Annotated in this window: 24 protein-coding genes, 1 tRNA gene and 1 other RNA gene; 6 read left to right on the top strand and 20 right to left on the bottom strand. The window is 66.4% G+C overall.

The features are described 5' to 3' along the window. Nucleotides 1-61 precede the first annotated feature (61 nt). Nucleotides 62-136: transfer RNA gene (locus tag Q8Q53_RS08315), tRNA-Asn, on the top strand. A gap of 40 nt (nucleotides 137-176) precedes the next feature. On the opposite strand, the gene Q8Q53_RS08320 is transcribed toward Q8Q53_RS08315, so the two are convergent. From Q8Q53_RS08320 to Q8Q53_RS08380, 13 genes are all read right to left on the bottom strand, one after another. Next, entirely contained in the window at nucleotides 177-914 is a 738-nt protein-coding gene (locus tag Q8Q53_RS08320) for a sulfite exporter TauE/SafE family protein (protein WP_305701299.1), read from the bottom strand. A gap of 100 nt (nucleotides 915-1,014) precedes the next feature. Next, nucleotides 1,015-3,741 carry a preprotein translocase subunit SecA gene (secA, locus tag Q8Q53_RS08325; protein ID WP_305701300.1) on the bottom strand — a complete coding sequence of 909 codons (2,727 nt, stop codon included), beginning with the start codon at nucleotides 3,739-3,741 and terminating at the stop codon, nucleotides 1,015-1,017. A gap of 90 nt (nucleotides 3,742-3,831) precedes the next feature. Then, entirely contained in the window at nucleotides 3,832-4,110 is a 279-nt protein-coding gene (locus Q8Q53_RS08330; protein WP_305701301.1) for a hypothetical protein, read from the bottom strand. A gap of 178 nt (nucleotides 4,111-4,288) precedes the next feature. Next, nucleotides 4,289-4,561 (bottom strand): HU family DNA-binding protein, encoded by a 273-nt coding sequence (locus Q8Q53_RS08335; RefSeq protein WP_305701302.1) that lies wholly within the window; start codon nucleotides 4,559-4,561, stop codon nucleotides 4,289-4,291. Between the two features lie 231 nt (nucleotides 4,562-4,792). Further along, nucleotides 4,793-7,201, bottom strand: coding sequence for an endopeptidase La (lon, locus tag Q8Q53_RS08340; RefSeq protein ID WP_305701303.1), 2,409 nt, complete (start codon nucleotides 7,199-7,201; stop codon nucleotides 4,793-4,795). A gap of 314 nt (nucleotides 7,202-7,515) precedes the next feature. Next, nucleotides 7,516-7,854 carry a YbaB/EbfC family nucleoid-associated protein gene (locus Q8Q53_RS08345; protein WP_305701349.1) on the bottom strand — a complete coding sequence of 113 codons (339 nt, stop codon included), beginning with the start codon at nucleotides 7,852-7,854 and terminating at the stop codon, nucleotides 7,516-7,518. Beyond that, nucleotides 7,851-9,671 carry a DNA polymerase III subunit gamma/tau gene (locus Q8Q53_RS08350; protein ID WP_305701304.1) on the bottom strand — a complete coding sequence of 607 codons (1,821 nt, stop codon included), beginning with the start codon at nucleotides 9,669-9,671 and terminating at the stop codon, nucleotides 7,851-7,853. The genes Q8Q53_RS08345 and Q8Q53_RS08350 overlap by 4 nt, the downstream gene beginning before the upstream one ends. 36 nt (nucleotides 9,672-9,707) lie before the next feature. Beyond that, nucleotides 9,708-9,805, bottom strand: an RNA gene (gene ffs, locus Q8Q53_RS08355) — signal recognition particle sRNA small type. Nucleotides 9,806-10,019: 214 nt separating this feature from the next. After that, complete coding sequence (locus Q8Q53_RS08360; protein WP_305701305.1) at nucleotides 10,020-11,057, bottom strand: hypothetical protein; 1,038 nt, start codon at nucleotides 11,055-11,057, stop codon at nucleotides 10,020-10,022. Nucleotides 11,058-11,075: 18 nt separating this feature from the next. Next, entirely contained in the window at nucleotides 11,076-11,354 is a 279-nt protein-coding gene (locus Q8Q53_RS08365; protein WP_305701306.1) for an ETC complex I subunit, read from the bottom strand. A 91-nt stretch (nucleotides 11,355-11,445) separates the two neighbouring features. After that, on the bottom strand, nucleotides 11,446-13,896 hold the full coding sequence (hrpB, locus tag Q8Q53_RS08370) for an ATP-dependent helicase HrpB (RefSeq protein ID WP_305701307.1): 2,451 nt from the start codon (nucleotides 13,894-13,896) through the stop codon (nucleotides 11,446-11,448). A gap of 164 nt (nucleotides 13,897-14,060) precedes the next feature. Continuing rightward, on the bottom strand, nucleotides 14,061-15,077 hold the full coding sequence (locus tag Q8Q53_RS08375; RefSeq protein WP_305701308.1) for an aldo/keto reductase: 1,017 nt from the start codon (nucleotides 15,075-15,077) through the stop codon (nucleotides 14,061-14,063). Nucleotides 15,078-15,175: 98 nt separating this feature from the next. Further along, entirely contained in the window at nucleotides 15,176-16,192 is a 1,017-nt protein-coding gene (locus Q8Q53_RS08380) for a polyprenyl synthetase family protein (protein ID WP_305701309.1), read from the bottom strand. 89 nt (nucleotides 16,193-16,281) lie between these two features. Here Q8Q53_RS08380 and Q8Q53_RS08385 point away from each other — a divergent pair, with 89 nt between their 5' ends. Continuing rightward, entirely contained in the window at nucleotides 16,282-16,575 is a 294-nt protein-coding gene (locus Q8Q53_RS08385; protein WP_305701310.1) for a chorismate mutase, read from the top strand. Between the two features lie 3 nt (nucleotides 16,576-16,578). Here Q8Q53_RS08385 and Q8Q53_RS08390 read toward each other — a convergent pair whose 3' ends face one another. From Q8Q53_RS08390 to Q8Q53_RS08410, 5 genes are all read right to left on the bottom strand, one after another. Next, nucleotides 16,579-17,274, bottom strand: coding sequence for a hypothetical protein (locus Q8Q53_RS08390; RefSeq protein WP_305701311.1), 696 nt, complete (start codon nucleotides 17,272-17,274; stop codon nucleotides 16,579-16,581). Further along, the gene (locus Q8Q53_RS08395; protein ID WP_305701312.1) at nucleotides 17,274-18,596 is read right to left on the bottom strand and encodes an ATP-binding protein; all 1,323 of its coding nucleotides are present in this window, start codon (nucleotides 18,594-18,596) and stop codon (nucleotides 17,274-17,276) included. The genes Q8Q53_RS08390 and Q8Q53_RS08395 overlap by 1 nt, the downstream gene beginning before the upstream one ends. A gap of 97 nt (nucleotides 18,597-18,693) precedes the next feature. Next, nucleotides 18,694-19,371: a response regulator transcription factor gene (locus Q8Q53_RS08400; RefSeq protein WP_305701313.1), complete on the bottom strand. Its 678-nt coding sequence runs from the start codon at nucleotides 19,369-19,371 to the stop codon at nucleotides 18,694-18,696. A 91-nt stretch (nucleotides 19,372-19,462) separates the two neighbouring features. After that, nucleotides 19,463-19,756: a PepSY domain-containing protein gene (locus Q8Q53_RS08405; RefSeq protein WP_305701314.1), complete on the bottom strand. Its 294-nt coding sequence runs from the start codon at nucleotides 19,754-19,756 to the stop codon at nucleotides 19,463-19,465. A 46-nt stretch (nucleotides 19,757-19,802) separates the two neighbouring features. Next, nucleotides 19,803-20,645, bottom strand: a complete 843-nt coding sequence (locus tag Q8Q53_RS08410) for an aminotransferase class IV (protein WP_305701315.1) — start codon at nucleotides 20,643-20,645, stop codon at nucleotides 19,803-19,805. 67 nt (nucleotides 20,646-20,712) lie between these two features. Between Q8Q53_RS08410 and Q8Q53_RS08415 the strand changes: the two genes are divergently transcribed. Further along, on the top strand, nucleotides 20,713-22,491 hold the full coding sequence (locus Q8Q53_RS08415) for an ABC-F family ATP-binding cassette domain-containing protein (protein ID WP_305701316.1): 1,779 nt from the start codon (nucleotides 20,713-20,715) through the stop codon (nucleotides 22,489-22,491). Between the two features lie 4 nt (nucleotides 22,492-22,495). On the opposite strand, the gene Q8Q53_RS08420 is transcribed toward Q8Q53_RS08415, so the two are convergent. Further along, nucleotides 22,496-22,966, bottom strand: a complete 471-nt coding sequence (locus tag Q8Q53_RS08420; protein ID WP_305701317.1) for a DUF6456 domain-containing protein — start codon at nucleotides 22,964-22,966, stop codon at nucleotides 22,496-22,498. Between the two features lie 98 nt (nucleotides 22,967-23,064). Here Q8Q53_RS08420 and Q8Q53_RS08425 point away from each other — a divergent pair, with 98 nt between their 5' ends. Both Q8Q53_RS08425 and Q8Q53_RS08430 read left to right on the top strand, forming a co-directional pair. Then, entirely contained in the window at nucleotides 23,065-23,637 is a 573-nt protein-coding gene (locus Q8Q53_RS08425) for a helix-turn-helix domain-containing protein (protein ID WP_305701318.1), read from the top strand. Then, a complete protein-coding gene (locus Q8Q53_RS08430) occupies nucleotides 23,634-24,818 on the top strand; it encodes a glycosyltransferase (protein WP_305701319.1) in 1,185 nt (394 codons plus the stop codon). The genes Q8Q53_RS08425 and Q8Q53_RS08430 overlap by 4 nt, the downstream gene beginning before the upstream one ends. 27 nt (nucleotides 24,819-24,845) lie before the next feature. On the opposite strand, the gene Q8Q53_RS08435 is transcribed toward Q8Q53_RS08430, so the two are convergent. Beyond that, entirely contained in the window at nucleotides 24,846-25,595 is a 750-nt protein-coding gene (locus tag Q8Q53_RS08435) for an enoyl-CoA hydratase/isomerase family protein (RefSeq protein WP_305701320.1), read from the bottom strand. 20 nt (nucleotides 25,596-25,615) lie between these two features. On the opposite strand from Q8Q53_RS08435, the gene Q8Q53_RS08440 reads away from it, so the two are divergent. Further along, on the top strand, nucleotides 25,616-25,870 hold the full coding sequence (locus Q8Q53_RS08440) for a hypothetical protein (RefSeq protein ID WP_305701321.1): 255 nt from the start codon (nucleotides 25,616-25,618) through the stop codon (nucleotides 25,868-25,870). The last annotated feature ends 41 nt before the right edge of the window (nucleotides 25,871-25,911 follow it).

Below are 25,911 nucleotides of genomic sequence, written 5' to 3' on the forward strand. Positions count from 1 at the left end.
CCGGCTTGCCAAACGCATCGACGCTGTTATACGCGCACCCCTGCCCCGGCGACGGGGCTGCTCCCCGATAGCTCAGCGGTAGAGCATTCGACTGTTAATCGAATGGCCGTAGGTTCGAATCCTACTCGGGGAGCCAGTTTTTCCAAGGCCCTGCCCTCCGGCGGGGCTTTTTTGATTCAGCCGAGCAGCAGCCTGCTGCCCGCCCAGATCGTCAGTGCGGCGGTGAGCCAGCGGATCATGCGTTCAGGCAGAATGCGCAGCGCCAGCAGGCTGCCGAGCTGCCCGCCGATCACCACCGCGACCAGCAGCGGCAAGGCCCCGGTCAGCGCCTCGGCAAAGCGATCGGCGCCGCCGCGGAGCAATTGCCCGAACAGTCCGGCCAGCGAATTGATCAGGATGAACAGGCTGGTTGTCGCCGCGATTCGGCGCGCCTTGTTCCAGCGGGTCAGGTGCAGCAGCGGGGCCAGGAATATGCCGCCGCCGATCCCGACCAGCCCCGCCAGATAGCCCAGCGGCGCTGCGGCCCAGCCCATCAACCGGGCAAGGGGGGCGGGCGCTTCATCCGTTTCCGGTGCGCGCGGCAGGAACAGCGCCAGTCCCGCGCCGACCAGGCTGAGACCCATCAGGATCAGGAACGCGTCCTCGCGGATCGGGGTCAGCCCGCCCAGAAACGCCAGCGGGGCGGCCACCAGCGACAGCGTCAGCGCCCCGCGCCAGGGCAGCTCGCCCGCGCGGGCAAAGCGGATGGTGCTGCCGGTGACCACCACCACGTTGCAGCACAGGCTGACAATCGGCAGCAGCCGGTAATCGAACCCGGCCAGCGACAGCAGCGCGCTATAAGTGGACCCGCCGCCAAACCCCACCGAGGCATAGAGCAGCGCGGTCAGGAAAAAGCCGAACGGCAGCCAGATCATCGGGTGACCCCGTCAGCGCGAACCGCCAGACACCGCATGCTCCCCTCCCGCAGGCAGGAGGGGGACTGGCGGTGCGGCGGCTGCGCGCCGCGCTGTCATATCAGCCAGCGGCCCCGTGGCAGTGCTTGTACTTTTCGCCCGAACCACACGGGCACGGTGCGTTGCGCGACAGGCCAAGGTCGGCATAGGGATCACCCTCGCCCGGCGCCGCCAGCCGCGCTGCCGCCGCGCCGCCGCCCAGTGCGCCCAGCATCGCTTCTGCACCCGGCATCCGGCCCGCATCGTTTTCGCCGGTGAACGGGTCGATATGGGTCGTCAGGAAGTCCGGCAGGTCAGGCAGCTGGACCGGTTCGGGCATCCGCAGTTCGCTGTTGCACAGCACCCGCGTCACATCCACGCGGATCCCGTCGAGCATCTTTTCGAACAGGCCGAACGCTTCCTGCTTGTATTCGTTGAGCGGGGTCTTTTGCGCATAGGCGCGCAGGAACACCACCTGGCGCAGCGCGTCGAGCGTGGCGAGGTGTTCCTTCCAGTAATGATCCAGCCGTTCCAGCAGCACCTGCTTTTCGACCTGCCGCCAGATCGAGGCATCTTCACCGACCTTCGCGTCCATCTTGTCATCGACCAGCGCGGCAATCCGCTGTTCGATCACTTCCGGCTCGATCCCGTCCTGTTCCAGCCACTCCTGAATCGGCGCGTCCACGCCCGTCACGTCCAGCACGCGCTGGCGCAGCGCCGGAATATCCCATTGTTCGGGGTAGGAGCCGGGCGGGCAGGCATCGCCGACCAGCGTGTTGACGGTATCATGGCGCATATCCAGCACGACGTCGTCAATCGCAGCGGCATCCATGATGTCGGCGCGCTGTTCGTAGATCACCTTGCGCTGATCGTTCATCACGTTGTCGTATTCGACCACCTGCTTGCGCACGTCGTAGTTGCGCGCTTCGACCTTTTTCTGCGCGGTCTCGATCGCTTTCGACAGCCACTTCGATCCGATCGCCTCGCCATCGGCCAGGTTGCTGTTCATCATCCGTGAGAACAGCGTGTCGGGCCCGAAAATACGCAGCAGATCGTCTTCGAGGCACAGATAGAACTTCGACAGCCCCGGATCGCCCTGACGGCCTGAACGACCGCGCAGCTGGTTGTCGATCCGGCGGCTTTCGTGGCGTTCGGTGCCGATCACGCACAGGCCCCCGGCGGCAAGGACCTTCTCCTTGTCGGCGGCGACTTCGGCCTTGATCTGCGCAATCGCGGCCTCGCGTTCCGGTCCTTCGGGCAGATCGGCCAGTTCGGCGTCGATCCGGAACTCGATGTTCCCGCCCAGCTGGATATCGGTCCCGCGCCCGGCCATGTTGGTGGCGATGGTCACCGCCCCGAGCCGTCCGGCCTGCGCCACGATATGCGCTTCCATTTCATGGAACCGGGCGTTCAGCACGGCGTGCTTGACGCCTTCTTCTGTCAGGTAGTTCGACAGCAGTTCCGACTTTTCGATCGACACGGTGCCGACCAGCACCGGCTGGCCAACCTCGCTGCGTTCGCGGATCAGCTTGGCGATGGCCTGGAACTTGTCGGTGGTGTTCTTGTAGAACTCATCCTCCTCGTCCACGCGCAGGACGGGGATGTTGGTGGGGATGGTCACCACGTTCATCTTGTAGATGTCGAAGAATTCCGCCGCTTCGGTCGCCGCCGTGCCGGTCATCCCGGACAGCTTGGGATACATCCGGAAATAGTTCTGGAACGTGATCGAGGCGAGGGTCTGGTTCTCCGGCTCGATCTTCTGGCCTTCCTTGGCCTCGACCGCCTGGTGCAGCCCGTTCGACCAGCGCCGCCCGTCCATCATGCGCCCGGTAAACTCGTCGATGATGACGACTTTCCCGTCCTTGACGATGTAGTCGATGTCGCGCTTGAACATCACGTTGGCCTTCAACGCCTGATCAAGGTGATGGACGACCTGGGTGTTCTCGATGTCATACAGGTTGCTGCCGACCAGCAGGCCGGCATCTTCCAGCAGGCGTTCGGCCTTCTCGACGCCGTCTTCGGTCAGCGTGATGTTCTTGGTCTTTTCGTCAGCCTCGTAATCCTCGGCCGACAGTTTCTGGACGATCGCATCGACCGAGATATACAGGTCCGACTTGTCATCGGTCGGGCCGGAAATGATCAGCGGGGTCCGGGCCTCGTCGATCAGGATCGAATCCACTTCGTCGACAATCGCGTAATTGAACGGGCGCTGCACCATTTCGCCGCGCTCGCGCTTCATGTTGTCGCGCAGGTAATCGAAGCCCAGCTCGTTGTTGGTGGCATAAGTGATGTCGGCTTCATAAGCGCCGCGGCGTTCGTGTTCCGGCATGTTGGGCACGATCACGCCCACGCTGAGGCCCAGAAAGCGATAGATCTGGCCCATCCATTCGGCATCGCGGCGGGCGAGGTAATCGTTGACCGTGACGACGTGGACACCCTTGCCCTCGATCGCGTTGAGATAGACCGCCAGCGTCGCCACAAGCGTCTTGCCTTCACCCGTGCGCATTTCGGCGATTTCGCCCCGGTGCAGCACGATGCCGCCGATCATCTGGACATCGAAGTGCCGCATCCCCAGCACGCGCTTACCCGCTTCGCGCACCGTGGCGAACGCTTCGGGCAGGATGTCGTCCAGCGTCTTGCCGGCTTCCAGCTGATCGCGAAACTTCTGGGTCTGCGCGGTCAGTTCCGCGTCGCTCAGGCCTTCGATCGTGGCTTCATAGGCAGCAATCTGCTGCACGAACTTGTCGAGCGATTTGACGTAACGATCATTGGACGAGCCGAAAATGGCCTTGGCGATGGCGCCGAACATAAGCAGATTCCTGAACTGGAAGGTATGGGTATGCACCGCGCCGGCGCTGCGCGCGCGGCACGATTGAGACAGGGCAGACGACGACGCGCGCTATTCCAGCGCGCGGTCCGGCCCGAACAATACCGAGGGGATGAAAATCTGCGTGCGCGCCGGACGAACACGGGTCGCTTCGCGATCGCGCCGTTCCTGCCGGACGACGGGCGCGGCGATGGCCTGTGAGGCGCTGGCCGCCGGACGAGCCGCACCGCGCACGGATTCCACTGCGCCGATTTCCGTATCTGAACCACCGCCCATGCGCGCCTGCGCGGGCGTGACTTGCGTCATCATGCCCGTCAGCAGGGCCAGCAAGGCAAGCAGTAAGCGGTTCATTACCGGCGGGATATAGGGTGTGCTTGGCCGGACGTCCAGCCCCGCCCCGGCAGGCGCTGCCGCCGCGTTCACTGCGCGGCAGGCCGGCACCGCAAAATGCAAACGCCGCGCTTGCCGGACTGGCAAGCGCGGCGTTGGCAAGTGCGCGACCGCGAGGCGTTGCGGCCGCCAGCGTTGGTTAGTTTACGGCGTCCTTCAGGCCCTTGCCAGCCTTGAACTTCGGCTGCGACGAGGCCTTGATCTTCATCGGCTCACCAGTGCGCGGGTTGCGTCCGGTCGACGCCTTGCGCTTGGCGACCGAGAAGGTGCCAAATCCGACCAGCCGGACTTCGTCACCGGACTTCAATGCGCCGGTAATCGCTTCAAACACGCCTTCGACCGCTTTGGTGGCATCCGTCTTGGAAAGCCCGCTCGTTTCAGCCACGGCCCCGATCAGTTCGTTCTTGTTCATTCCTGAAACCCCCTACCTTGCGAAAATCTGTTGCTGCGTTGGATCGCCTCAAATGATGGCGGAATTGAGCGGCTTTTCAGCAGCGTGTCAAAGCCAAAGCGCAAAAGTAACCCGCGATTCCGGACGTTTTCCCGCCAATTTCGACGAAGTGAGCGTTGCAAGGGCCGGGCGCGGCCATGCTGCATCGCAGCGAATCGGACGGCATCCGAAATCGCTGCAATGCAACATCAATCAATGCGCCGTCGGCCCGGCTCCGGCTGCCCCGGCTGCGGCATGGCCGGGCTGGCTGGCCAGATCATCCGCTTCGGTCCAGACAATCGGTTCAGGCATGGAAACGAGCGCGCGTTCGAGCACTTCGTCAACATGGCTGACCGGAATGATCTCCAGCCCTTCGCGGATGTTGGCCGGGATTTCGACCAGATCCTTGCGGTTTTCCTCAGGGATCAGCACCGTCTTGATCCCGCCCCGCAAGGCGGCAAGCAGCTTTTCCTTGAGGCCGCCGATTGCCAGCACGCGCCCGCGCAGCGTGACCTCACCGGTCATCGCCACATCCTTGCGCACGGCGATGCCGGTCAGGGTCGAGACGATCGACGTCACCATCCCCACGCCCGCGCTTGGCCCATCCTTGGGCACCGCGCCTTCGGGCAAGTGGATGTGGATGTCCTTCTTCTGGATCAGCGACGGCTTGATGCCATAAGCGGGTGAGCGTGCGCGCACGAAGCTGAAGGCCGCCTGCACGCTTTCGTTCATCACCTCGCCCAGCTTGCCGGTCGTCCTGACCATGCCCTTGCCCGGCACGGTGACGCTTTCGATGGTCAGCAGTTCGCCGCCCACTTCGGTCCACGCCAGACCCGTGACCGCACCGACCTGATGCTCTTCTTCCGACACGCCGTGGCGATACTTTTGCACCCCGGCGAAATCGCCCAGATTTTCCGCCGTGACGGTCACGGCGGCGGCTTTGCCTTCCAGGATCTGACGCAGGCTCTTGCGCGCCAGCCGGGCGATTTCACGCTCCAGCGTGCGGACCCCGGCTTCGCGGGTGTAATAGCGGATCAGGTCGCGCAGCGCCTCGGTCTCCAGCGTGAATTCACCCGCCTTCAGCCCGTGCGCCTCAATCTGCTTGGCGATCAGGTGGCGCTCCGCGATCTCGACCTTTTCGTCCTCGGTATAGCCTTCCAGCCGGATGATCTCCATCCGGTCCAGCAGCGCCTGCGGCAGGTTCAGGCTGTTCGCGGTGCAGACGAACATCACGTCCGACAGATCGTAATCGAGTTCCAGATAGTGGTCCTGGAACTTGGCGTTCTGTTCCGGATCGAGCACTTCGAGCAGCGCCGAGGCCGGATCGCCCCGGAAATCCTGGCCCAGCTTGTCGATCTCATCCAGCAAGAACAGCGGATTGCTGGTCCCGGCCTTCTTGAGGTTGGAAATGATCTTGCCCGGCAGCGAGCCGATATAGGTGCGGCGATGGCCGCGAATTTCGGCCTCGTCACGCACGCCGCCCAGCGACTGGCGAATAAACTCGCGCCCGGTCGCCTTGGCAATCGACTTGCCCAGGCTGGTCTTGCCCACGCCCGGCGGGCCAACGAGGCACAGGATCGGCCCTTTGAGCTTGTTGGTGCGGGCCTGCACGGCCAGATATTCGACGATCCGGTCCTTGACCTTGTCGAGCGCATAATGGTCCGCATCCAGCACGGACTGCGCCGCGTGAATATCCTTTTTCAGCTTGCTCCGCTTGCCCCACGGCAGGCCCAGCAACACGTCCAGATAGTTGCGGATGACGGTCGCTTCCGCGCTCATCGGCTGCATCGATTTCAGCTTCTTCAGCTCGGCGCTCGCCTTGGTGCGGGCTTCCTTCGACAGCTTCAGCTTTTCGATCTTTTCCTGAAGCTCGGCGATTTCGTTCGCTTCCTCGCCGTCGCCGCCCAGTTCGGACTGGATCGCCTTCAGCTGCTCGTTCAGGTAATATTCGCGCTGGGTCTTTTCCATCTGGCGCTTCACCCGGCCCCGGATGCGGCGTTCCACCTGCAAAACACCCAGTTCGCCTTCCATGAAGGCATGCGCCATTTCCAGCCGCTTGAGCGGATCGTCTTCGGTCAGCATCGCCTGCTTGTCGGACACCTTGGCCTGGATATGGGCAGAGACACTGTCTGCCAGCTGCCCGGCATCGACGATGTCGCCCAGATTCTCACCCGCGTCCTGCGGCAGCTTCTTGTTGAGCTTGGCATATTCGGCAAACGTATCGACCACACTGCGCATCATGCCGGACACTTCTGTGCCCGATACGGTCACCGGTTCCAGCCGCTCCACCTGCGCGACCATCATTTCGCCGGTGCTGGCCTGTTCCAGCCGCACGGCCTCCAACTGGCCGCGCTGCTTCGCCTCGACCAGCACGCGCACCGTGCCATCGGGCAACTTGAGCAGTTGCAGGACCGTGGCGATCACGCCGATATCGTAAAGGTCATCGCGCTCCGGATCGTCGCAGCCGGGATCAAGCTGGGCGAGCAGGAAAATGTCCTTGTCGCCCGCCATCGCCGCTTCCAGCGCGGCAACGGACTTTTCGCGGCCCACGAACAGCGGGACAACCATGCCGGGGAACACGACAATGTCGCGCAGCGGCAAGAGGGGAAGCAAAGTCGTCATATCAATCCATCCAGTGCGGCGCGCCCAACGAGCCGCGCGTATAGGTATGCCAGGTGAATCCCGGCTTTGAATCAGGATATGGGGGTCCCCTGCCCCGCGTGCAATGGGATGGGGGTGCGTCGTTGTGGATGGCACAGGTGGACCGCGCGTGCCCCCGTGCGCGCGGGGCCGGTGCCCCCATGAAGCCGAGCCGCCGCACTTGGTTTGCTGGCGCTTGCCGCCCCCACTATTCCAATTTTCCACCCGTCACCCTGAACTTGTTTCAGCATGACGGCGTGTTTGTCTGGTGGTGTCAGGGGCACACGGCCGCCAACCTACATCCCCGGCAGCTTGAACCCCGGCGGCAGGCCCATGCCGGATTGCATCCGGGCCATTTCCTGCCCGGCGACTTCATCGGCCTTGGCGCGCGCGTCGTTGAACGCGGCGGCGATCAGGTCTTCCAGGATGCCCTTTTCGGATGGCTGCATCAGGCTGTCGTCGATGGCGACCCCGATGATCCGGCCCTTGGCCGAGCAGCGGATTTTCACCAGCCCGCCACCAGCCGCGCCGACCACTTCGATCCCGTCGAGCTTGGTCTGGCTTTCGGTCATCTGCTTCTGGATGGTCTCAGCGGCAGCCTGAGCGGCCTTGATCATCTCTTCCATCGACTTCACGCTCTGTTTCTCCATGTCTTGCCGCCGCCGCGGGTATCGCGGGTTTCGGCGGTATCCTGAACTTGCACCGCATCGGGGAACGCGGCGAGCGCGGCCTGCACCAGCGGCAGGTTCAGCATCGTAGCGCGCGCCGCGGCTTTTTCAGCTTCGACCGCTTCGCGCAAGGTCGGCTGCGCCTCTCCCTCGCCGCGCGTCAGCTGCCAGCGTTCACCGGTCGCGCGCAGCAGCGCATCGCGGATTTCGGGGACCGGATCGGCCGGATAACCCGGCGCGACCGAAAAGATCAGTTCGCCCGGTTTCAGCGCGATCACCCGGATCCAGTCCCGCATGACTTGCGCCACCCGCAGCTGCCCGGATTGATCGACCCGGTCGGCCAGCACGGCCCAGTCATGCACCATCCGGTCCGGCGCGGAGGCTGCGGGCTGGGCCTGCGGGGCGGTCGCGCCCGCACCCGCACCCGCTTCGCTGCCAGCCGGAGCTGCAACCGCCAACACCCCGCGCGCGGCCATGTCGTCCAGCTTGCGCATCAGGGTGCCGGGATCGGGCATGTCGGCGGCGTGCATCACCCGCAGCAGCGCCATCCGCGCGGCGACCAGCGGATCGGGCGCGGACTTGACCTCGTCATGGCCCTTGAGCAGCAATTGCCACAGCCGGTGGAGCTGCCCGGCGGAAAGCGCGTCCGCCCACTGCTCGATCGCGGCGCGTTCCTCCGCCGAAATCGCGGCCTCGTCGCTCTTGCCGAGCTGGGCGACAGTGATCCGGTGGGTCAATTCCAGCGCGCCGCGCAGCAGCGCCATCGGCTCAATCCCGAGCGCGTATTGCTGGTCGATCAGGTCCAGCAAGCCTGCCCCGTCACCCGCCAGCAGCGCCGCGAAAATCCGGCGCTGCGCGGACTTGTCGGCCAGCCCCAGCATGTCGCGGACCTGATCCGCGCTGACGTTGCCGTCCCCGCCCAGGTCGGCATGGGCAATCGCCTGGTCCAGGATCGAAAGACCATCGCGCACCGAGCCTTCGGCAGCGGCGGCAATCATGTTCAGCGCTTCCGGCTCGGCGGTCACGCCTTCCTTCACACAGATCTGGCCGAAATGCTCGGCCAGCAGCGGCGCGGGAATGCGTTTCAGATCGAACCGCTGGCAGCGGCTGAGCACCGTGACCGGCAGCTTGTCCACTTCGGTCGTGGCAAACAGGAACTTCACGTGCGGCGGCGGTTCTTCCAGCGTCTTGAGCAGCGCGTTGAACGCGTTGCGCGACAGCATGTGAACTTCGTCGATGATGTAGATCTTGTAGCGCGCGGATACGGCGGCATAGCGCACCGCCTCGATGATCTCGCGCACGTCGTCGACGCCGGTGTGGCTGGCGGCGTCCATTTCGATCACGTCGATGTGCCGCCCCTCGGCAATCGCGACGCACGGCTCGCACTGCCCGCACGGGTCGATCGTCGGCCCGCCCTGCCCGTCCGGCCCGACACAGTTCAGCGCCTTGGCGATCAGCCGCGCGGTCGAGGTTTTGCCGACCCCGCGAATGCCGGTCATCAGGAAGGCATGGGCCAGCCGGTCACGCCGGATCGCGTTGGCCAGCGTCTGGACCATCGCGTCCTGCCCGATCAGTTCGGCAAACGTCTGCGACCGGTACTTGCGCGCCAGCACGCGATAGGGCTGCGCCGCAGCCGGGGTGGTCACTGCGGCGGGCGGGGGCACTGCCACCGGTCCCGGCTCACCGAACATGGCCGACTGGCCAGCTGCCTCAAGCTCTGCCGCGCTGGGCGCAGCGTCGTCGTGATCCGGCTCGTCGCCAAAAATGTCGGGTGAATCGTCCATTGCTGCCTAGGTAGGCGCTGGCGCAAAAATTGTCAGGAAAAAAGGAGCCGGGCGACCCGCCGCAATCCGTTGTGGCTGCTTCCTTCCGGACCTGACCAAGTTGGCGAACGCAAACGCCCGCCCGGACTCCCGCGGCGCATATGGCGGCGCTGTCGCGTTTGCGCAAGCCCATGGGCGCGATTCGCGATATTTGGATCGCATGTCGTCGCTTTCGTGGTGACAACAGACCCTCTCCCTCCCCTGGGTAAAGGGTCGGAACGGGCGTGCCGGTTGCTTTACAGCGCGACCCAAGCATCCGGCGCGTCCGTTTCATTTTCTGCCGTCAGAGCAGAACTGCGCCAGCCATGCTCAGTCCAGCGCAATACCCAGCCGAGCAGCCTCAGCCTCCAGCGCGGCGTTCACTCTGGTCCACTTCGCCGCTTCGCGCTGCTCGCGCGCGTGTTGAAAGTGCATCACGTCCAGAAACGCGCGGCAGATCTGCGCGCGGTCACCAGCCTTGCGGGCCTGCATCATCGCTCCCGCTGCCGCCAGAAACCCGGTCATATCCTGAGTCAGCGCTTCGCCGTCATGGGCCTCGACCCGCTCCTGCACGGTCCACAGCGCGTCGGCGTCAATCTTGCCGGAGCCGAGCAGCTTCCATTTCAGCCAGGTATTCAGCCGCTTGGCCGCATGGCTCATCGCGCCAGACTGTTCGCCTGCCGCCAGCAGCCTTTGCAGCGCCGGATTGGCTTCATCGATCCGGCCTTCATCCACAAACACCGCCTGCACGGCGGGATCGGCGCACACCGAAGCGTCCGGCAGCGCTGCGGCCGGTCCCAGCGCTGGAAGCGAGGGGCGCGGCGATCCGGGGGCCAGCTTGCCGTCGCGCTCCGCCAGCGCCAGTTCCAGCAACTCGGCATCCCCGCACCGTAGCATCAGCGCGCCGGGGGTATCGAATTCCACCAGCATCCGCCGCGTGCCCAGATTGGTCGGCAGGTCCTTTTCGAACATGACCGCATCGAAGCCCAGCGGCGTCATCAGATCGCCCTGCACCGTTTCGGCCCAGCCCGCCGCCGTCATGGCTGCGCGGAAAGCCTCCATCGTGCGCGTGTTCACATCGCCGTCCGGACTGGCCCCGCGCCAGGTGATCGCGGCGAGCCGGTCGGACCAGTCGGTCAGGTCCAGCTCAGCCTCGGCAAACGGGGCGAACCGCGCGGGCAGCTTGTGCAGCGATGCCACAAACCCGGCGTCCTGCGCCGAACGCGGCGCGCCCAGCACTGTTCCGGGCAGGGTCACGCCGGGGCACAACCCTTCGACTTGCGCCGGGGTAATGCTGTGGAGCGCCGGTTGCTCAGCTCGAACCGGCAGCGCGGCCAGCAGGCTGGCCCCGGCCGTCAGCCCCAGCAAGGCGGCGCGCGCGCTTAATCAGCGGAAGTTGTCCGCGTAGGTTTGCAGCTTCAACCGGCGCGGCGGGGTGGCGTGGGTTTCGGCGGCGATGCCGTGCTTGTCGGCATAGGCCTGCGCTTCGGCCTGGGTGTCGAACTTCAGCACGACCTGCACTTGCGTGTCGCCCGATCCGGTCCAGCCCATCAGCGGGTCGGGCCGCCGCGCTTCGGCGGGCGCGAATTCGAGGATCCATTGACCAAGCAGGGCCTTTCCGGACTGCATGGCGTTTTTCGGGCGCTGAAAGATACGTGCGGACATAGGCAGCAGCCCTGCGTCGAATCGCGGCTGGAATCAAGTCCGGTTACACCAGCCCGCGCGGCGATTGAGCGTTTTTCCAGCCGCAGCCGCGTCAGCGGCTTTGCGGTCTGGCAAGAAACGCGTTCTTGGTTTTCAGGCTGGCCACTTCGCTCCATGGCTCGTCGGGCCAGCGGTGCTTGGGGTAGCGGCCCTTCATGTCCTTGACCACATCGCGCCACGATCCGCGCCAGAACGCGGGCAGATCGCGGGTGGTCTGAACCGGCTTGTGTCCCGGATCAGTCAGTTTGAGCAGCAGCGGCAGCGGCGGCTGACCGAACGTGGGGTGGCGGTCCAGCCCGAACAGCGCCTGCACGCGCAATTCCACGCTGGGGCCGCCGGGATCGTCATAGTCGATGGCGTGGGACGTGCCCGCCGGGCTGGTGAACTGCGCGGGCGCAAGCCGGTCCAGCGCCTGCTGCGCGCTGTAATCCAGCCGCGCACGCAGGGCCTCATGCACTTTGCCGGAATCCAGCTGGTCCAGCCGCCGTGTCAGCAGCGCCCCCAACCAGTCGTCGAGATCAGCCAGCAACGCCGCCTCGTCCAGCGCCGCCACCCCGGCAAAGCGGGCGCGGCACAGCAGGTTCTCGCTGGCACGCGACAATGGGACCAGTCCCAATCCCTCGGCGCGCAGCTTGTCCACCATGAACGCGCGGATTGCCGCCGGGTCCGGGGCCGGATCAGGGCCGCGCGCCAGCGTGGCCGCGCCCAGCCGCGCTTCCAGCAGCGCTTCGACCCGCTTGTCATCCGCCACCCAGCGCAGCGCGGTGCGCCGTTCAATCCGGTGCGCGAGCCAGCGGGTCACTTCGGCCTCGTCCAGCGCAATCGCCCCGGTGATCCGCGCGCCGGTGGCAGAGCCTTGCGCCTCGCCCACGGCCAGCCATTCCGCGCGGGCGAGCGAGGACACGGGATCAAGCCGCAGGCCCCGGCCCCCTGATGTCAGCCATTCCTCACCCGTGGCAGAGCGGCGGCGGGCGATGTTGTCGGGGAAACCCTCCGCCAGCAGAATGCCAAGCGGCGGGCCGTTCTGAGCGGCGTTCCTGACCAGCCCGCGCGCCTGCCGCTCCCACCGCTCCGCCAGCTTGCGCGAGGCTTCGGCCCGTGCCGAGCGGTCCGCATTCCAGCGGTCGAGCCGCGCCGCCAGATCCTCACCGCGCCCGCCAAGCCCGCGCTCCTGCAACAACAGCGCCAGCCGCGCGCCTTCCCGGCCCGCGCCATGCTGCGCCGCATAGAGCAGCATATGCGCCTGGCGCGGCTCCATCGGCAGCGCCGCCATGCTGCGCCCGTGCGGCGTGATCCGCCCCGCCTCGTCCAGCGCCCCCAGCGATTGCAGCACCGCGCGGGCCGCGCCAATGGCAGCAGCTGGCGGCGGGTCGATCCACGGCAGCGCAGCGGGATCGCCCGCGCCCCATTGCGCCAGACTGAGCAGCAGCGGCGCCAGATCGGACGTCAGCATTTCGGGCGGATCGAACGGCGCGCGCCCCGGATGCGCGGCTTCTTCCCACAGGCGATAGGCCGTCCCCGGCCCCTGCCGCGCCGCGCGGCCCGCGCGCTGCGCCGCGGCGGCCTGGCTGGCGCGGCGGGTGACCAGCCGGGTCACGCCCGCCGCCTTGTCATACTCCGCCCGGCGCGACAGGCCTGCATCGACCACCACCGATACGCCGTCGAGCGTCAGCGATGTTTCGGCAATCGCGGTGGCCAGCACGATCCGCCGCCGCCCCTGCGCGTCGCGCCGGATCGCCGTGCGTTGCGCGGCCGGTTCGCACTGGCCGTGCAGCGGCAGGACCAGCGCGGCGGGCAGCCTGTCCGCCAGCCGTTCCCGCACCCGCTCGATCTCGCCCACGCCGGGCAGGAAGGCCAGAATATCGCCGGTTTCCTCGCGCCATGCGGTCAGGATCGCGCTGGTCACCGCGTCCTCGATCCGCAGGTCCGGTCGCGCACCCAGCCAGCGGACGGTCAGCGGATGGGCCTTGCCTTCGCTCTCCACCACCGGCGCGTCACTGAGCAGTCCGGCAAACCGCGCACCGTCGATGGTGGCGGACATCACCACCAGCCGCAGATCGGGCCGCAGCACTTGCTGGCTTTCAATCGCCAGCGCCAGCCCCAGATCGGAATCGAGATGCCGCTCGTGCGCTTCATCGAACAGCACGGCGGAAACGCCGGTGAGTTCCGGGTCGTTCAGGATCGTGGAAACGAAAATCGCCTCGGTCATCACCAGCACGCGGGTTCGGGCGCTGCGTTTGCTGTCCAGCCGGGTGAGGTAGCCGACCGTCTCGCCCGGCGCCTCGCCCAGCAATTCGGCCATCCGCTCCGCCGCTGCGCGCGCCGCCACGCGGCGGGGGGACAGCAGGATCACCGTTCCGCTGCACCACGGCTCCGCCAGCAGCGCCGTTGCCACCGAGGTCGTCTTGCCCGCCCCCGGCGGCGCGATCAGCACCGCGCTGGTCCCGGCGCGCAATGCGGCGAGCAGATCGGGCAGGACGGCGTGGATGGGAAGGTCAGTCACGCGAAGGGCCTTAGCCGATCCTCCCCGGCACGGGGAGGGGGACCATGCGAAGCATGGTGGAGGGGCACAGGCAGGCATTAACGACAGTCAAGGGCGGGCTTTGTCGTGCCTGCCCCTCCACCACCTGCGGTGGTCCCCCTCCCCGTGCCGGGGAGGAAGAGGCCTTAACCCATCGGGTACATGATCTCGCGGCTGACCTTGTTGATGGCCTTCATCACGTCCGCCGGCAGCACCAGATCGGCCGCCGCGAAGATATCGGGCAAGTGCTCTTCCTTGCTGACCCCAACGATGGTCGAGGCGACGAAATCATGCTGCTTCGACCATGCCACCGCCATGGTCGCCGCGCTCATCCCCGCTTCGGCCGCAATCGCCGCAAACCGCTCGGTCGAGGCAATCGACTTGTCGTTGACGAACCGCCGCCCCATTGCCGCCTGCCGCCCTTCCATCGCCAGATAGCGTGAAAAGCGCGCGCCTTCGGGCTTCGCACCGCCCGAATACTTGCCGGTCAGCACACCCCCGCCAATCGGGGAATAGGGGATCAGGCTGACCCCTTCCTGGCGGCAGACCTGCGCCAGTTCATCCTCGAACCGGCGGTTGTTCAGGCTGAAATTGTTCTGGATCGTCTGATAGCGCGCCGTCCCCAGCCGTTCCGACGCGGCGATGGATTTCATCAGGCCCCAGCTGGTTTCGTTGGAACAGCCGGTGATCCGCACTTTGCCCGCGCGCACCAGTTCATCCAGCACTTCCATCGTTTCGTCATAGGGCGTGTCGTGATCGGGCCAATGGGTCTGGTACAGGTCGATATAGTCCGTCCCCAGCTTGGTCAGGCTGTCTTCCAGCGCGACGATGATGTTGCGCCGGTCGAGCGCGGTCATCCCTTCGCGCTTGGGGCTGCGGAACCAGACGTGGCTGGGGCCGGACACCTTGGTGGCCAGAATAATCGCATCGCGCGGCTTGGTCTTCAGCCACTTCCCCACGATCTCCTCGGTCCGCCCGACCCACTTCGGGTCCGGCGGCACGGGATAGCCCTCAGCCGTGTCGTAGAAGTTGATGCCCTGTTCAAAGCACTGGTCGAGGATCCGCAGCGCAGTTGCCTCGTCCACCTGGCTGCCAAAGGTCATCGTCCCCATGCAGATATCGGACACGACGAGGGCGGATCTGCCGAGGCGGCGGTGCTGCATGATGTTGGTAACTCCCGATGCTGTGCTTGCGCGCAACGGTGCCGGGTTGGCGGGGCGGGGTCAATGGGCCTTGGGCAGACGGGGCGGCACGCCGCCAATCAGAACCGGCGATGCACCGCAAACTCGGCCGCTTCGGCCATCGCCGAGCGCGCGGCCCCGGCCGGGAACCCTGCAATCGCATCGATCGCGCGCTGGGCAAAGTGGCGGGCGCGTTCGCGGGTGGCGCTGACGGTGTCGTGACGGCCGATCAGTTCTACCGCGTGGGCCAGATCGGCATCCGCAGTGCGGTGGCCGCCGATGGCCGCGCGCCAGAATTCGCGCTCTTCCTCGGATCCCCGGGCATAGGCGAGGATCACCGGCAAGGTCATCTTGCCCTCACGGAAATCGTCACCCTTGCCCTTGCCCATCTCGCCGCTTTCGGAATCGTAATCCATCGCGTCATCGACCAGCTGAAAGGCAATGCCCAGATTGCGACCGTAATCTTCGAGCGCACGTTCTTCCGTCTCGCCCTTTTCGGCAACGACGGCGGCGATCCGGGTGGCGGCGGCGAACAGCGCGGCAGTTTTCGCGCCGATGATGCCGAGGTAGCGTTCCTCGCTCGTTTCGATCTGGCGCTGCGCGGTCAGCTGATCGACTTCGCCTTCGGAAATGACCGAGCTGGCATTGGAGAGGATTTTCAGCACTTTCAGGCTGCCATCCTCGACCATCAGTTCAAAGCTGCGGGTGAACAGGAAATCGCCAACCAGCACGGTCGCCGGGTTGCCGAATACCATGTTGGCGGTCGCCTTGCCCCGGCGCAGTTCGCTGCCATCGACGACGTCATCGTGCAGCAGGGTGGCGGTGTGGATAAATTCAACTGCAGCGGCCAGCTTGTAGTGGCGCGAACCCTGATAGCCGCACAGCGCCGCCCCGGCGAGCGTCAGCATCGGGCGCATCCGCTTGCCGCCGCCTGCGATCAGGTGCCCGGCCAGCGCCGGGATCAGCGGAATGCGGCTTTGCATCCGGTCCAGAATCACTGCGTTGACGCTGTTCATGCCATCGGCAGTCAGCGCAAGCATCGGCTGGAGGGAAGGCTCATCCGCGCGGGGGCGCAGGGGGATCACGTTGGCGCTCATCAGGGAGGGCCATTGCCCCCCGATCGTCCTGAACGCAAGTGCATTCACGGCCATGGAACTGTGTAAAATGTCATGCTAACGGCGCAGCTATGTCCGAAGCCCCGTCAGATCCCGTGCTCGCCAGTTTCCGGTCCAGCATCGACAACATCGATGCCGCACTGATCCACATCCTGGCCGAGCGATTCCGCATCACCAAGGCGGTTGGTGCCTACAAGGCCGAGAACCAGCTGCCCGCGTCCGATCCGGGGCGCGAGGATCGCCAGATTGCCCGCCTGCGCAAGCTGGCCGAGGACGCACAGCTCGACCCGGAGTTTTCCGAAAAGTTCCTGCGCTTCATCATCCAGGAAGTCATCCGCCACCACGAACAGGCGGCGGCGAAATAGCGCTCAGGGCGCGTAATCACGCACCCAGCGGCTGATGATGATCGAAAAGCCGTCACCCGCTGCGATGGCCTCGCTCCCGGCGGCGGCGCGGCGCAGGGCGGGAATGTCTTTCGCGCCGCAGGAATCGCCTTTGACCACCAGTCCTTTGAACGGCTTGTCGGTCACGAACCGGGTGCGCCCGGACAGACCCTGTTTGCGCGGTGGTTTCGGGCCGCACAGCACCGGCCAGCGGCGCAGCGCGGTGATCCGGCCTGCGCTGTCGGTCGCGGTCGGCTGCACGGCGGTGTAGATATAGAACGGCTTGTCCGTGTCCACGCCGTCCACCGGCGGGCCGCCGCCGACCGGACGATTTGAGATGATCTGGTCAATCTGCGGGGTGCCGTCGGCCAGAACGTGGACGATCTTGTCCCACCGCGCCGGGTCCAGCCGCTCGGCCGGGGGGCGATCATCGTCGCTGGCGGCAGGGCCAAGGTATTCCCCACCGCGCACCAGTACGGGCCGCGCGCAATCCGGCCAGTCGGGTAGCGCGGCTGCGGGATCGAGCGAACAATCGGCCGTGTCGAGCATCGCCCAGATCCCCTTTTTGAGCTGCGGGCCAGACGGCGCTGCGAACCATGGCCGCTCGGACACGACCATGTTGCACCCACCCAGCACCGCCGCGGCGGCAAGCGCCAGAAGCGCCCGGCTGAACCCGTTCATCACCCTGCCCCCCGCACGCGTGGCAGGCGCAGTTTGACCAGCAGCCCGCCCAGATCCTCGCTCTCTTCCAGCGCGACCGATCCGCCGTAAATCTCTGCCACATCGCGGACGATCGCAAGCCCCAGTCCGGTGCCGGGCTTGCCGGTATCGAGCCGCGCGCCGCGATCGAAGATGCGTTCGCGCTCCGCCTCGGGGATGCCCATGCCGTCGTCCTCGACCCAGATTTCGCACTGCTCGCTGCCCGGCACGGCGTCGAGCGTGACGAACACGCTGCCCCCGCCATATTTGGCCGCGTTCTCGATCAGGTTGCCCAGGATCTCATCCAGATCCTGCCGCTCGATCGCGACTTGCGCGTTGCGGTTGCCGTCCAGATCGAACCGGGTGCGTTCATATAGTCGTGTCACGGCGCGCAATACCGCCTCGGCACTTTCCGTCACGCTGGCGCGGGCCTGGCCCACGGCGCGGCGGCCCACCGCGCGGGCGCGGGCCAGATGGTGATCGACCTGACGGCGCATCACGGCCGCTTCGCGGATCACGGTATCGGGCAAGTCGGGCGAGCGCGCAGTGGCCGCATTCATCACCACGGTCAGCGGGGTCTTGAGCGCGTGGGCCAGGTTCCCGGCATGGGTCCGTGCCTCTTCCGCCTGCTTTTCCGAATGGGCCAGCAGCGCGTTCAGTTCCAGCACCAGCGGCTGCACTTCCAGCGGCAGCGGATCGGTCACGCGGTTCGCGCCGGTGGAGCGCATGCGCTGGATCGCGCGCCGCACGCCGCGCAGCGGGCCAAGGCCATACCAGGTCTGCAAAGCCGCCATCAGGAACAGCCCCAGCCCCAGCACGAGGAAGCTCCAAGCCAGGATCGAGCGGATGCGGCGGATCTGGCCGTCCAGTTCCGCCCGGCTTTCCGCGACGGTGAACCACCACTTGGTCTCGCTGCCCGGCAGGATGATCGAACGTTCCATCACCCGCAGCGGTTCGCCGGCGAACTGGTCGCTGTCATAGATGTGCGGGGCGTTGTCGAAGTGGTCGGCGTGGACTTTCAGGCTGCGGTCCCACAGCGAGCGTGAGGGAAAATCCTCATGCCCCTGACCGCTGATCTGCCAGTACAGCCCGCTGCTCGGTTCCAGAAAGCGCTGATCGCCCAGCGGGCGGTTGAAGAACACTTCGCCGTCCGGGCCGATTTCCGCCGACCCGATCATCGCGGTGAGCATATAGCCCAGCTGGTTGTCGAAATTGCGGGTAACGAGGTTGGCCAGCGTCCGGTCGAGCGCGAGCCCGCCGAGCAGCAGCAGGATCGCGATCCACCCCGCCGCGATCACCATCATGCGCCGCGACAGGGAACCGGTATGCGATCGGACGACAGGTTCCGGTTGAGGGCTATCCAGCACGGCTGTCACCCGATCCGACCAGGGTCTGGCCCCATTAACCCCGGCCGGGGCCGACCGGATCGTCGAGGCTGTAGCCCAGCCCGCGGATCGTGGTGATCACATCGGCCCCCAGCTTTTTGCGGATACGGGTCACGAAAACTTCGATCGTGTTCGAATCCCGGTCGAAATCCTGATCGTAGATATGCTCGATCAGTTCGGTCCGGCTGACGACCTTGCCCTTGTGGTGCAGCAGATAGGAAAGCAGCTTGTATTCCTGCGCGGTCAGTTTGACCGGTTCGCCGTTCAGCGTGACCCGGCCCGAACGCGTGTCCAGCCGCACTTCGCCCGCGATCAGTTCGCTGCTGGTGTTGCCCGATGCGCGGCGGATCAGCGCGCGCAGGCGGGCGATCAGTTCTTCGGTCTGGAACGGCTTGGCAAGGTAATCGTCTGCACCCGCGTCCAGCCCGGCGACCTTGTCGGACCAGCTGTCGCGCGCGGTCAGGACCAGCACCGGGAACTTGCGGCCTTCCTTGCGCCACATCCCCAGCACGGTCAGCCCGTCGATTTCCGGCAGGCCCAGATCGAGGATCACGGCGTCGTATTCCTCGGTCGAGCCCATGAAGTGCCCGTCTTCGCCGTCGACCGACAGGTCGACCGCATAGCCGTTGGCTTCAAGCGTGGACTTCAGCTGTTTGCCGAGAGTCGGTTCGTCCTCGACGATCAGGATGCGCATTGGAAAATCCCCTGTGGAAGGCCGGATAAATGGGGCCTAACCCCCACGGCGTCAAGCAAACGGCATCACGCAATCCGGCCAGTTGCAGCGCCTAGCGCGACTGGCGCAGGATGTCGCCGGACCGGGCGTCGATATCGACGAAAATCACCCGCCCGTCGCGAATGAACTTCATGCGATAGACCATGACGGTCGGATCATATTCCGGGCCAAGGTATTGTGCGCCTGCCATCGCCGGGAGCACTTTCTGTTCCAGCTGGCGCAGCGGCAGCACGTTTCCGGCGCGGGCTTCCTTGCGCACCTGTTTCTGTTCCCCGCCCGGCTGGGCAAGGACAGGCATGGCGGGAACCGCGATGGCAAGGGCGATGAGGAAGGTAAGCTTTCGCATGATGATCTGTCGCTACAACCCCAGGATTGAACGCGGTGTGAATGGTTCAGCCATGCCGCAGCAAGGCGATGTAGCGCGCGCGGATTTCCGTGGCCAGCGGCCCCGGCGTGCCCGAACCGACCGGTCGTCCATCCACTTCGACCACCGGCAGCACCAGCGATCCGGCGGCCGATACGAACGCCTCGCGCGCGGCGTACAGCTCATCCGGAGTAAAGGGGCGCTCTTCCACGGCCAGCCCCATGTCCCGCGCAATCGCCAGCGCATTGATCCGGGTAACACCGGGCAGCACGCCGCTGTCGACCGGGTGCGAGACCAGCACGCCGCGCGCATCGATGATGTGGGCGTTGGCGCTGGTCTGTTCGGTAATCACGCCGTTTTCGACCAGCCAGGCGTCATCCACGCCCGCATCGCGCGCCAGCTCCTTGGCCATCACGGCATAGAGCAGCTGCGTGGTCTTGGCCGAACGGACCGTCCAGCGGCGGTCGGGATGCAGGATCACTTTCAGCCCGGTTCTGGCCTTGGGAATGTCGACCAGCGCGACGTCCTGCGTAAACGCGAACCGGGTGGCCGGCACATTCGGCACGGGCGAGAGGAAATCGCGGTCCTCCGGTGCGCCGCCGGTGATCTGGAGATAGACGCGCCCCTCGGTCAGGTTGTTGCGGGCGATCAGCTGCGACAGCACGACCGGCCAGTCGGTGTCGTCGGTGATCCGCGCGGTCGCCTTTGACCGTTCCAGCCGGGCCGCGTGATGGGGCCAGTTGCAATAATGCCCGTCCAGCACCGGGGACACTTCATAGACCCCTTGCGCGAACAGCAGCCCGCGATCGAAGATTGATACCTTTGCCTCGGTTTCGGGCAGGAATTCACCGTTGAGCCAGACTGTTCGCATGGCGCATCCCTGCCCGCGCGGCTCCCGCCTTGTCAACTTGCCATCAGCCGCCTAGTTGCCGCGCACCATGGCAGCCGCACCGATCCTCAGCTGGGAAGGCCTCAGCCTGCAACAAGGCAATGGCTGGCTGTTCCGCGATCTCGACATTCATGTCGGCCCGCGGGACCGGCTGGCGCTGATCGGGCGCAACGGCGCGGGCAAGACCACGCTGCTGAAACTGCTGTCGGGCGAAGTCGATGCCGACAAGGGCAACCGCTCGGTCCAGCCCGGCACCCGGATCGTGGTGCTGGAACAGGACCCGTTCTTCACCGGCTATGCCACGCTGATGGACTTTGCGCTGCACGGCGCAGACGCCCCGCCCCGGCATGAGGTTGAGGCGATCGCCGGGCAGCTTGGCATCGACATGAGCCGCCCGGCCGACAGCGCCAGCGGCGGGGAACGCCGCCGCGCCGCGCTGGCCCGCGCGCTGGCATCCGAACCGGACCTGCTGCTGCTGGACGAGCCGACCAACCACCTCGACCTCGCCGCGATTGACTGGCTCGAATCGTGGCTGTCGCGGTTTAACGGCGCGTTCGTGGTGATCAGCCATGACCGGACCTTCCTGACCCGGCTGACCAAGGCGACGCTGTGGCTGGATCGCGGCTCGATCCGGCGCAAGGAAATCGGGTTCGGCGGCTATGAAACGTGGATGGAAACCGTCTACGCCGAAGAAGCCCGCGCCGCCGACAAGCTGGACGCCAAGCTGAAGATCGAGGCGCACTGGCTGGAACGCGGCGTTACCGCGCGGCGCAAGCGCAACCAGGGCCGGCTGGAAAAGCTGTGGGAAATGCGCGCCCAGCGGGCGGCGATGCTCTCCCCCCAAGGCACCGCGAAACTGGGGCTGGCGGTGGACGACGCCAAGTCCAAAGCCGTGATCGTGGCCGACAAGGTCTGCAAGAATTTTGGTGACCGCCCGATCATCAAGGACTTCACGCTGCGGATCACGCGCGGGGACCGGATCGGGATCGTCGGATCGAACGGCGCGGGCAAGACCACGCTGCTGAAACTGCTGACCGGCGAACTGGCGCCCGACAGCGGCACCATCACGCTCGCAAAGACCCTTCAAGGGGTGCTGATCGACCAACAGCGCAGCCTGATGTCGCCTGAAAAGCGCGTCCGCGATGTGCTGGCCGAAGGCGGCGACTGGATCGACGTGCGCGGGGTGCGCAAGCATATCCAGGGCTACCTGAAGGACTTCCTGTTCGATCCCGGTCTGGTCGAAGCGCGGATCGGCACGCTATCGGGCGGGGAGCGTTCGCGGCTGCTGCTGGCGCGCGAATTTGCGCGGCTGTCGAACCTGCTGGTGCTGGATGAACCGACCAACGACCTCGACCTCGAAACGCTCGACCTGTTGCAGGAAGTGATCGCCGATTACGATGGCACCGTGCTGATCGTCAGCCACGACCGCGACTTCCTCGACCGCACGGTCACGATCACGCTGGGACTGGACGGGACCGGCAAGGTCGATGTCGTCGCCGGCGGCTATGCCGACTGGGAAAAGCAGCGCCAACAGCGCACCGTTTCGGGCAAGCCCAAGGCCGCTGCGCCCGTCACCGCGCCGCCGCCGCCCCCGCGCAAGGGCAAGCTGTCGTACAAGGACCAGCGCGATTACGATCTGCTGCCGGGGCGGATCGAGGACTTGCTGAAAGTCATCGCCCGCGATGAAGCCGCACTGGCCGACCCCGCGCTCTACACCCGCGACCCGGCCAGGTTCGCCGCGCTGACCAAGGCCATCGACGCCGCCCGCGCTGAGAAAGACGCGGCGGAAGAACGCTGGCTGGATCTGGCCGAGCAGGTCGAGGGCTGAGCGCTCAGCCGATCCGGTAAAACCCCGCGACCCGGTCCAGCGCCAGTTTCAGCACCAGCTTGCCGCTGCGGACCGGCCAGGCCAGCGCGCGTTCGGCGTCGGGCAGCGGCTCGCCCGCGCAGACCACGCGCCACAGCACGTCGGACAGGCCCGGCCCCGCCGCCGCAATCGCTGCGTCGAAGCGCTGGCGCGCGGCGAGCTGGCGTTCGCCGGGGTTCAGGCCGCGTTCGCCGCTGCCCCTGGTCCGCACCGCGTCCCAGCGCATCGTGACCCCGGCGGACAGCTGCGCCATTTCCCAATCCCGGCGCAAGGCTTCCCCGGCGGCAAACTGCGCATCGGACAAGTGCCCGCGCGCATGCAGCCAGCCGAGCGGGCTTTCCGCCAGGTTCACGGTCACCCGGCGGCGACCGACGCGCGGCGGGGTGCGCAGCGGGCCGGTTTCATCCAGTTCAACCTCTTTCAGAATGCGCGTCATGCTGGCTCCCTTGGTTAGCCTCGATTCGCCCAGGGACTTGCCAAATCGGACTGATTGTAGGAAAGCGCTAAAACCATTCTGGTTAAAGGTCCGCCGCCATGATCAACCGCATCCGTGACATTCGCCGCGCCATGAACCTGACGCTCGCCGATGTGGCCGCGCGCTGCACCCCGCCCACCACCGCGCAGACGATCGGGCGGCTGGAAACCGGGATGCGGCAATTGTCGCTGACCTGGATGAACCGGATCGCCGCCGCGCTGGACGTTGAACCGGAACTGCTGGTGCGCACGGAATCCGACGATACCCCGCATTACATCGCCCGGATGACCGAGGCCGGGACCGAACCGCTGACCGAACCGCGCGACGCGATCCTGCCGACCGCGCTGATCGGCGAAGGTGTGCTGGTGGTGCTGGCGGTGGAAGCGAGCGCCGGGGAATACCGCGCCGGGGATCAGGTCTGGCTGCGGCAGGTCGGGCCAGATGGCTTCGGCAAGCTGCTCAACCGCGATGTGCTGGCCCCGCGCGCGGGCGGGCGGTTCGCGTTCGGGCGGATGATTGACCGGGATGGCACGCGCATCGCGCTGCTGCCGCCGGGGCAAGGCACCCGGCAAGTGGTGATCGACCATCCGGCCTGGCTGGCGGGCGCCGAAATGCTGGTGCGCAAGCTGTGAGCCGCCCCTTGCGGGTGCTGTCGCTCAGCACGCTTTACCCTAATGACCAGACCCCCAATTTCGGGGTGTTCGTGGAACGCCAGATGCAGGCCGTGGCGGCGCGCGGCGATGTGGAACTGACGCTGATCAACCCCATCGGGCTGCCGCCCTTCCCGCTCTCGCTCCACCCGCGTTACCGGGCCTTGCGCGGCGTAGCGGCGGTCGAGCAGCGCGGCGGCGTGCCAGTGCTGCGCCCGCGCTTTACCCTGCTGCCGGGGATCGGCGGGCGCTTCAACGCGGGCGCGATTGCCCGTGCGGTGCTGCCATTGGCGCGCGCACTGCACGGCGATGCAGCGTTCGATCTGGTCGATGCGCAGTTCTTCTATCCCGATGGCCCGGCAGCGGTGCGGATCGGGCAGGCGCTGAACCTCCCGACCTCGATCAAGGCGCGCGGCGCGGACATTCACCACTGGGGCCGCGCCCCCGGCACCGCACGGCAAGTGCGCGAGGCGGGGCAAGCCGCGACCGGACTGCTCGCCGTCGCGGGCGGGATCGCGGACGACATGGCCGCACTGGGCATCCCGCGTGACAAGATCACGATCCACCGCACCGGGCTGGACCGCCAAGTGTTCCGCCCGCTCGACAAGGCCGAAGCGCGGGCGCGGCTGGGCTTGCCGCAAGCTGTGCCGGTGCTCGCCACGGTCGGCGCGCTGATCCCGCGCAAGGGGCAGGCGTTCGCCATCGATGCACTGGCACAGTTGCCGGACGCGCACCTGTTGCTCGCCGGATCGGGCGCGGACGAAGCGCCCTTGCGCGCCCGCGCCGCCACACTGGGGCTGACGGATCGGGTCCATTTCCTCGGCGCGGTCCCGCATGGCGATCTGCCGTGGGTGCTGTCCGCCGCCGATGTGTTCGTGCTGCCGACCGCCAGCGAAGGGCTGGCCAATGCCTGGGTCGAGGCGCTGGCCTGCGGCACCCCGGTCGTCACCACCCCGATCCCCGGCGCGCAGGAGCTGCTGACCGATCCGGCGTGGGGCCGCATGACCCCGCGCGATGGCACTGCGATTGCAGCGGCTGTGCGCGAATTGCTCGCCGCGCCCCCGGCCCGCGCCGATGTGCTGCGCGGCGCTGCTCCGTTCAGCTGGGAAGCCAACGCCGCTGCACTGGTAGAGCACTGGCGCGGACTGGCTGGGGGGGGATAACCCGCCCCCCTGCTCGTCCGCAGCGGATCAGAACTGCGGCTTGCGCTTGGCGAGGAAGGCGGAAGCCCCTTCGTGAAAATCCGCCCCGCTGAATGCCGCCGCGAAAGTTGCCAGCGTGTCTGCATCGTCATCGGTCTGGCCGTCCAGCACGCGGCGGACGAACTGCTTGGTTCCGCTGGCGCAGAAGCTCGAATTTCCGGCAATGGTCGCGATCAGGTCTTCGGCATCAGCGCCCAGCTGTTCGACCAGCCCGATCCGCAGCGCTTCGGCGGCATCCAGCAGCGCGCCAGTGTAAAGGATTCGCCGCGCCTGTCCGGGGCCAACAAGGTCGATCAGCAGCTTGGTATCGTGCAGCGGATAGACCAGCCCCAGTTTCGCCGGGGTAATCCCCAGCCGTGCGCGCGGGGTCGCCACCCGGATATCGCAGGCCAGCGCCAGCCCGCAGCCACCGCCGATGCAATCGCCATCGATGAACGCTATGGTCGGCTTGGCCGCGCGGGTCAGTTCATATTGCGCGGCGTTGATCGCCGCCTGATTGGCCGCCAGCCACTCCGCATTGTCGCGGTTGGCCATCATCTCGCCAATGTCGGCCCCGGCGCAGAACGCCCCGTCACCGGCAGCGCGCAGCACGATCACCCGCACCGCCGGATCGGCCACCGCCTGCGCCACCAGCCCCGGCAGCATCAGCCACATCGCCTGATTGAACGCGTTGCGCTTGTCCGCGCGGTCAATCAGCAGGTGCGCGGTCGCACCGTCGGTTTCCAGCCGCAGCGTCATGCCGGTGCCACGCAGGCAAAGTGCGCGGCAATTTCCCCGCGCGCGGCGGCGTGGCGGAAAAACTTCTCCAGCGGCCAGTTCCGGCCCGGCCGGCCAATCAACCGCAAATGCAGCCCCAACAACATCATCCTGGGATTCTCCTGTTCATCGTCACGGTCAAGCTGGTCGAAGTTGCGGCGGGCATAGTCAAGCCAGCTTTCCGGCGGCACGGAGGATTCGGCCTGATTGCCACGTCGGCAGAGCTGGACTGGCGGATTTTCAGCGATCCCGGTTGAGCGGTTTTCCCCAAACCCACCGCCACGTTGCACGCCTGCGC

Origin of the sequence: Novosphingobium sp., assembly GCF_030699305.1 — a bacterium.
Taxonomy (GTDB): Bacteria; Pseudomonadota; Alphaproteobacteria; order Sphingomonadales; family Sphingomonadaceae; genus Novosphingobium.

Bases quoted from the DNA above. Each gene is read 5' to 3' on its own strand.
- Q8Q53_RS08320 (WP_305701299.1), bottom strand. From the start codon at position 914: ATGATCTGGCTGCCGTTCGGCTTTTTCCTGACCGCGCTGCTCTATGCC.
- secA (WP_305701300.1), bottom strand. From the start codon at position 3,741: ATGTTCGGCGCCATCGCCAAGGCCATTTTCGGCTCGTCCAATGATCGT.
- Q8Q53_RS08330 (WP_305701301.1), bottom strand. From the start codon at position 4,110: ATGAACCGCTTACTGCTTGCCTTGCTGGCCCTGCTGACGGGCATGATG.
- Q8Q53_RS08335 (WP_305701302.1), bottom strand. From the start codon at position 4,561: ATGAACAAGAACGAACTGATCGGGGCCGTGGCTGAAACGAGCGGGCTT.
- lon (WP_305701303.1), bottom strand. From the start codon at position 7,201: ATGACGACTTTGCTTCCCCTCTTGCCGCTGCGCGACATTGTCGTGTTC.
- Q8Q53_RS08350 (WP_305701304.1), bottom strand. From the start codon at position 9,671: ATGGACGATTCACCCGACATTTTTGGCGACGAGCCGGATCACGACGAC.
- Q8Q53_RS08365 (WP_305701306.1), bottom strand. From the start codon at position 11,354: ATGTCCGCACGTATCTTTCAGCGCCCGAAAAACGCCATGCAGTCCGGA.
- Q8Q53_RS08375 (WP_305701308.1), bottom strand. From the start codon at position 15,077: ATGCAGCACCGCCGCCTCGGCAGATCCGCCCTCGTCGTGTCCGATATC.
- Q8Q53_RS08380 (WP_305701309.1), bottom strand. From the start codon at position 16,192: ATGAGCGCCAACGTGATCCCCCTGCGCCCCCGCGCGGATGAGCCTTCC.
- Q8Q53_RS08385 (WP_305701310.1), top strand. From the start codon at position 16,282: ATGTCCGAAGCCCCGTCAGATCCCGTGCTCGCCAGTTTCCGGTCCAGC.
- Q8Q53_RS08390 (WP_305701311.1), bottom strand. From the start codon at position 17,274: ATGAACGGGTTCAGCCGGGCGCTTCTGGCGCTTGCCGCCGCGGCGGTG.
- Q8Q53_RS08395 (WP_305701312.1), bottom strand. From the start codon at position 18,596: ATGATGGTGATCGCGGCGGGGTGGATCGCGATCCTGCTGCTGCTCGGC.
- Q8Q53_RS08400 (WP_305701313.1), bottom strand. From the start codon at position 19,371: ATGCGCATCCTGATCGTCGAGGACGAACCGACTCTCGGCAAACAGCTG.
- Q8Q53_RS08405 (WP_305701314.1), bottom strand. From the start codon at position 19,756: ATGCGAAAGCTTACCTTCCTCATCGCCCTTGCCATCGCGGTTCCCGCC.
- Q8Q53_RS08410 (WP_305701315.1), bottom strand. From the start codon at position 20,645: ATGCGAACAGTCTGGCTCAACGGTGAATTCCTGCCCGAAACCGAGGCA.
- Q8Q53_RS08415 (WP_305701316.1), top strand. From the start codon at position 20,713: ATGGCAGCCGCACCGATCCTCAGCTGGGAAGGCCTCAGCCTGCAACAA.
- Q8Q53_RS08420 (WP_305701317.1), bottom strand. From the start codon at position 22,966: ATGACGCGCATTCTGAAAGAGGTTGAACTGGATGAAACCGGCCCGCTG.
- Q8Q53_RS08425 (WP_305701318.1), top strand. From the start codon at position 23,065: ATGATCAACCGCATCCGTGACATTCGCCGCGCCATGAACCTGACGCTC.
- Q8Q53_RS08435 (WP_305701320.1), bottom strand. From the start codon at position 25,595: ATGACGCTGCGGCTGGAAACCGACGGTGCGACCGCGCACCTGCTGATT.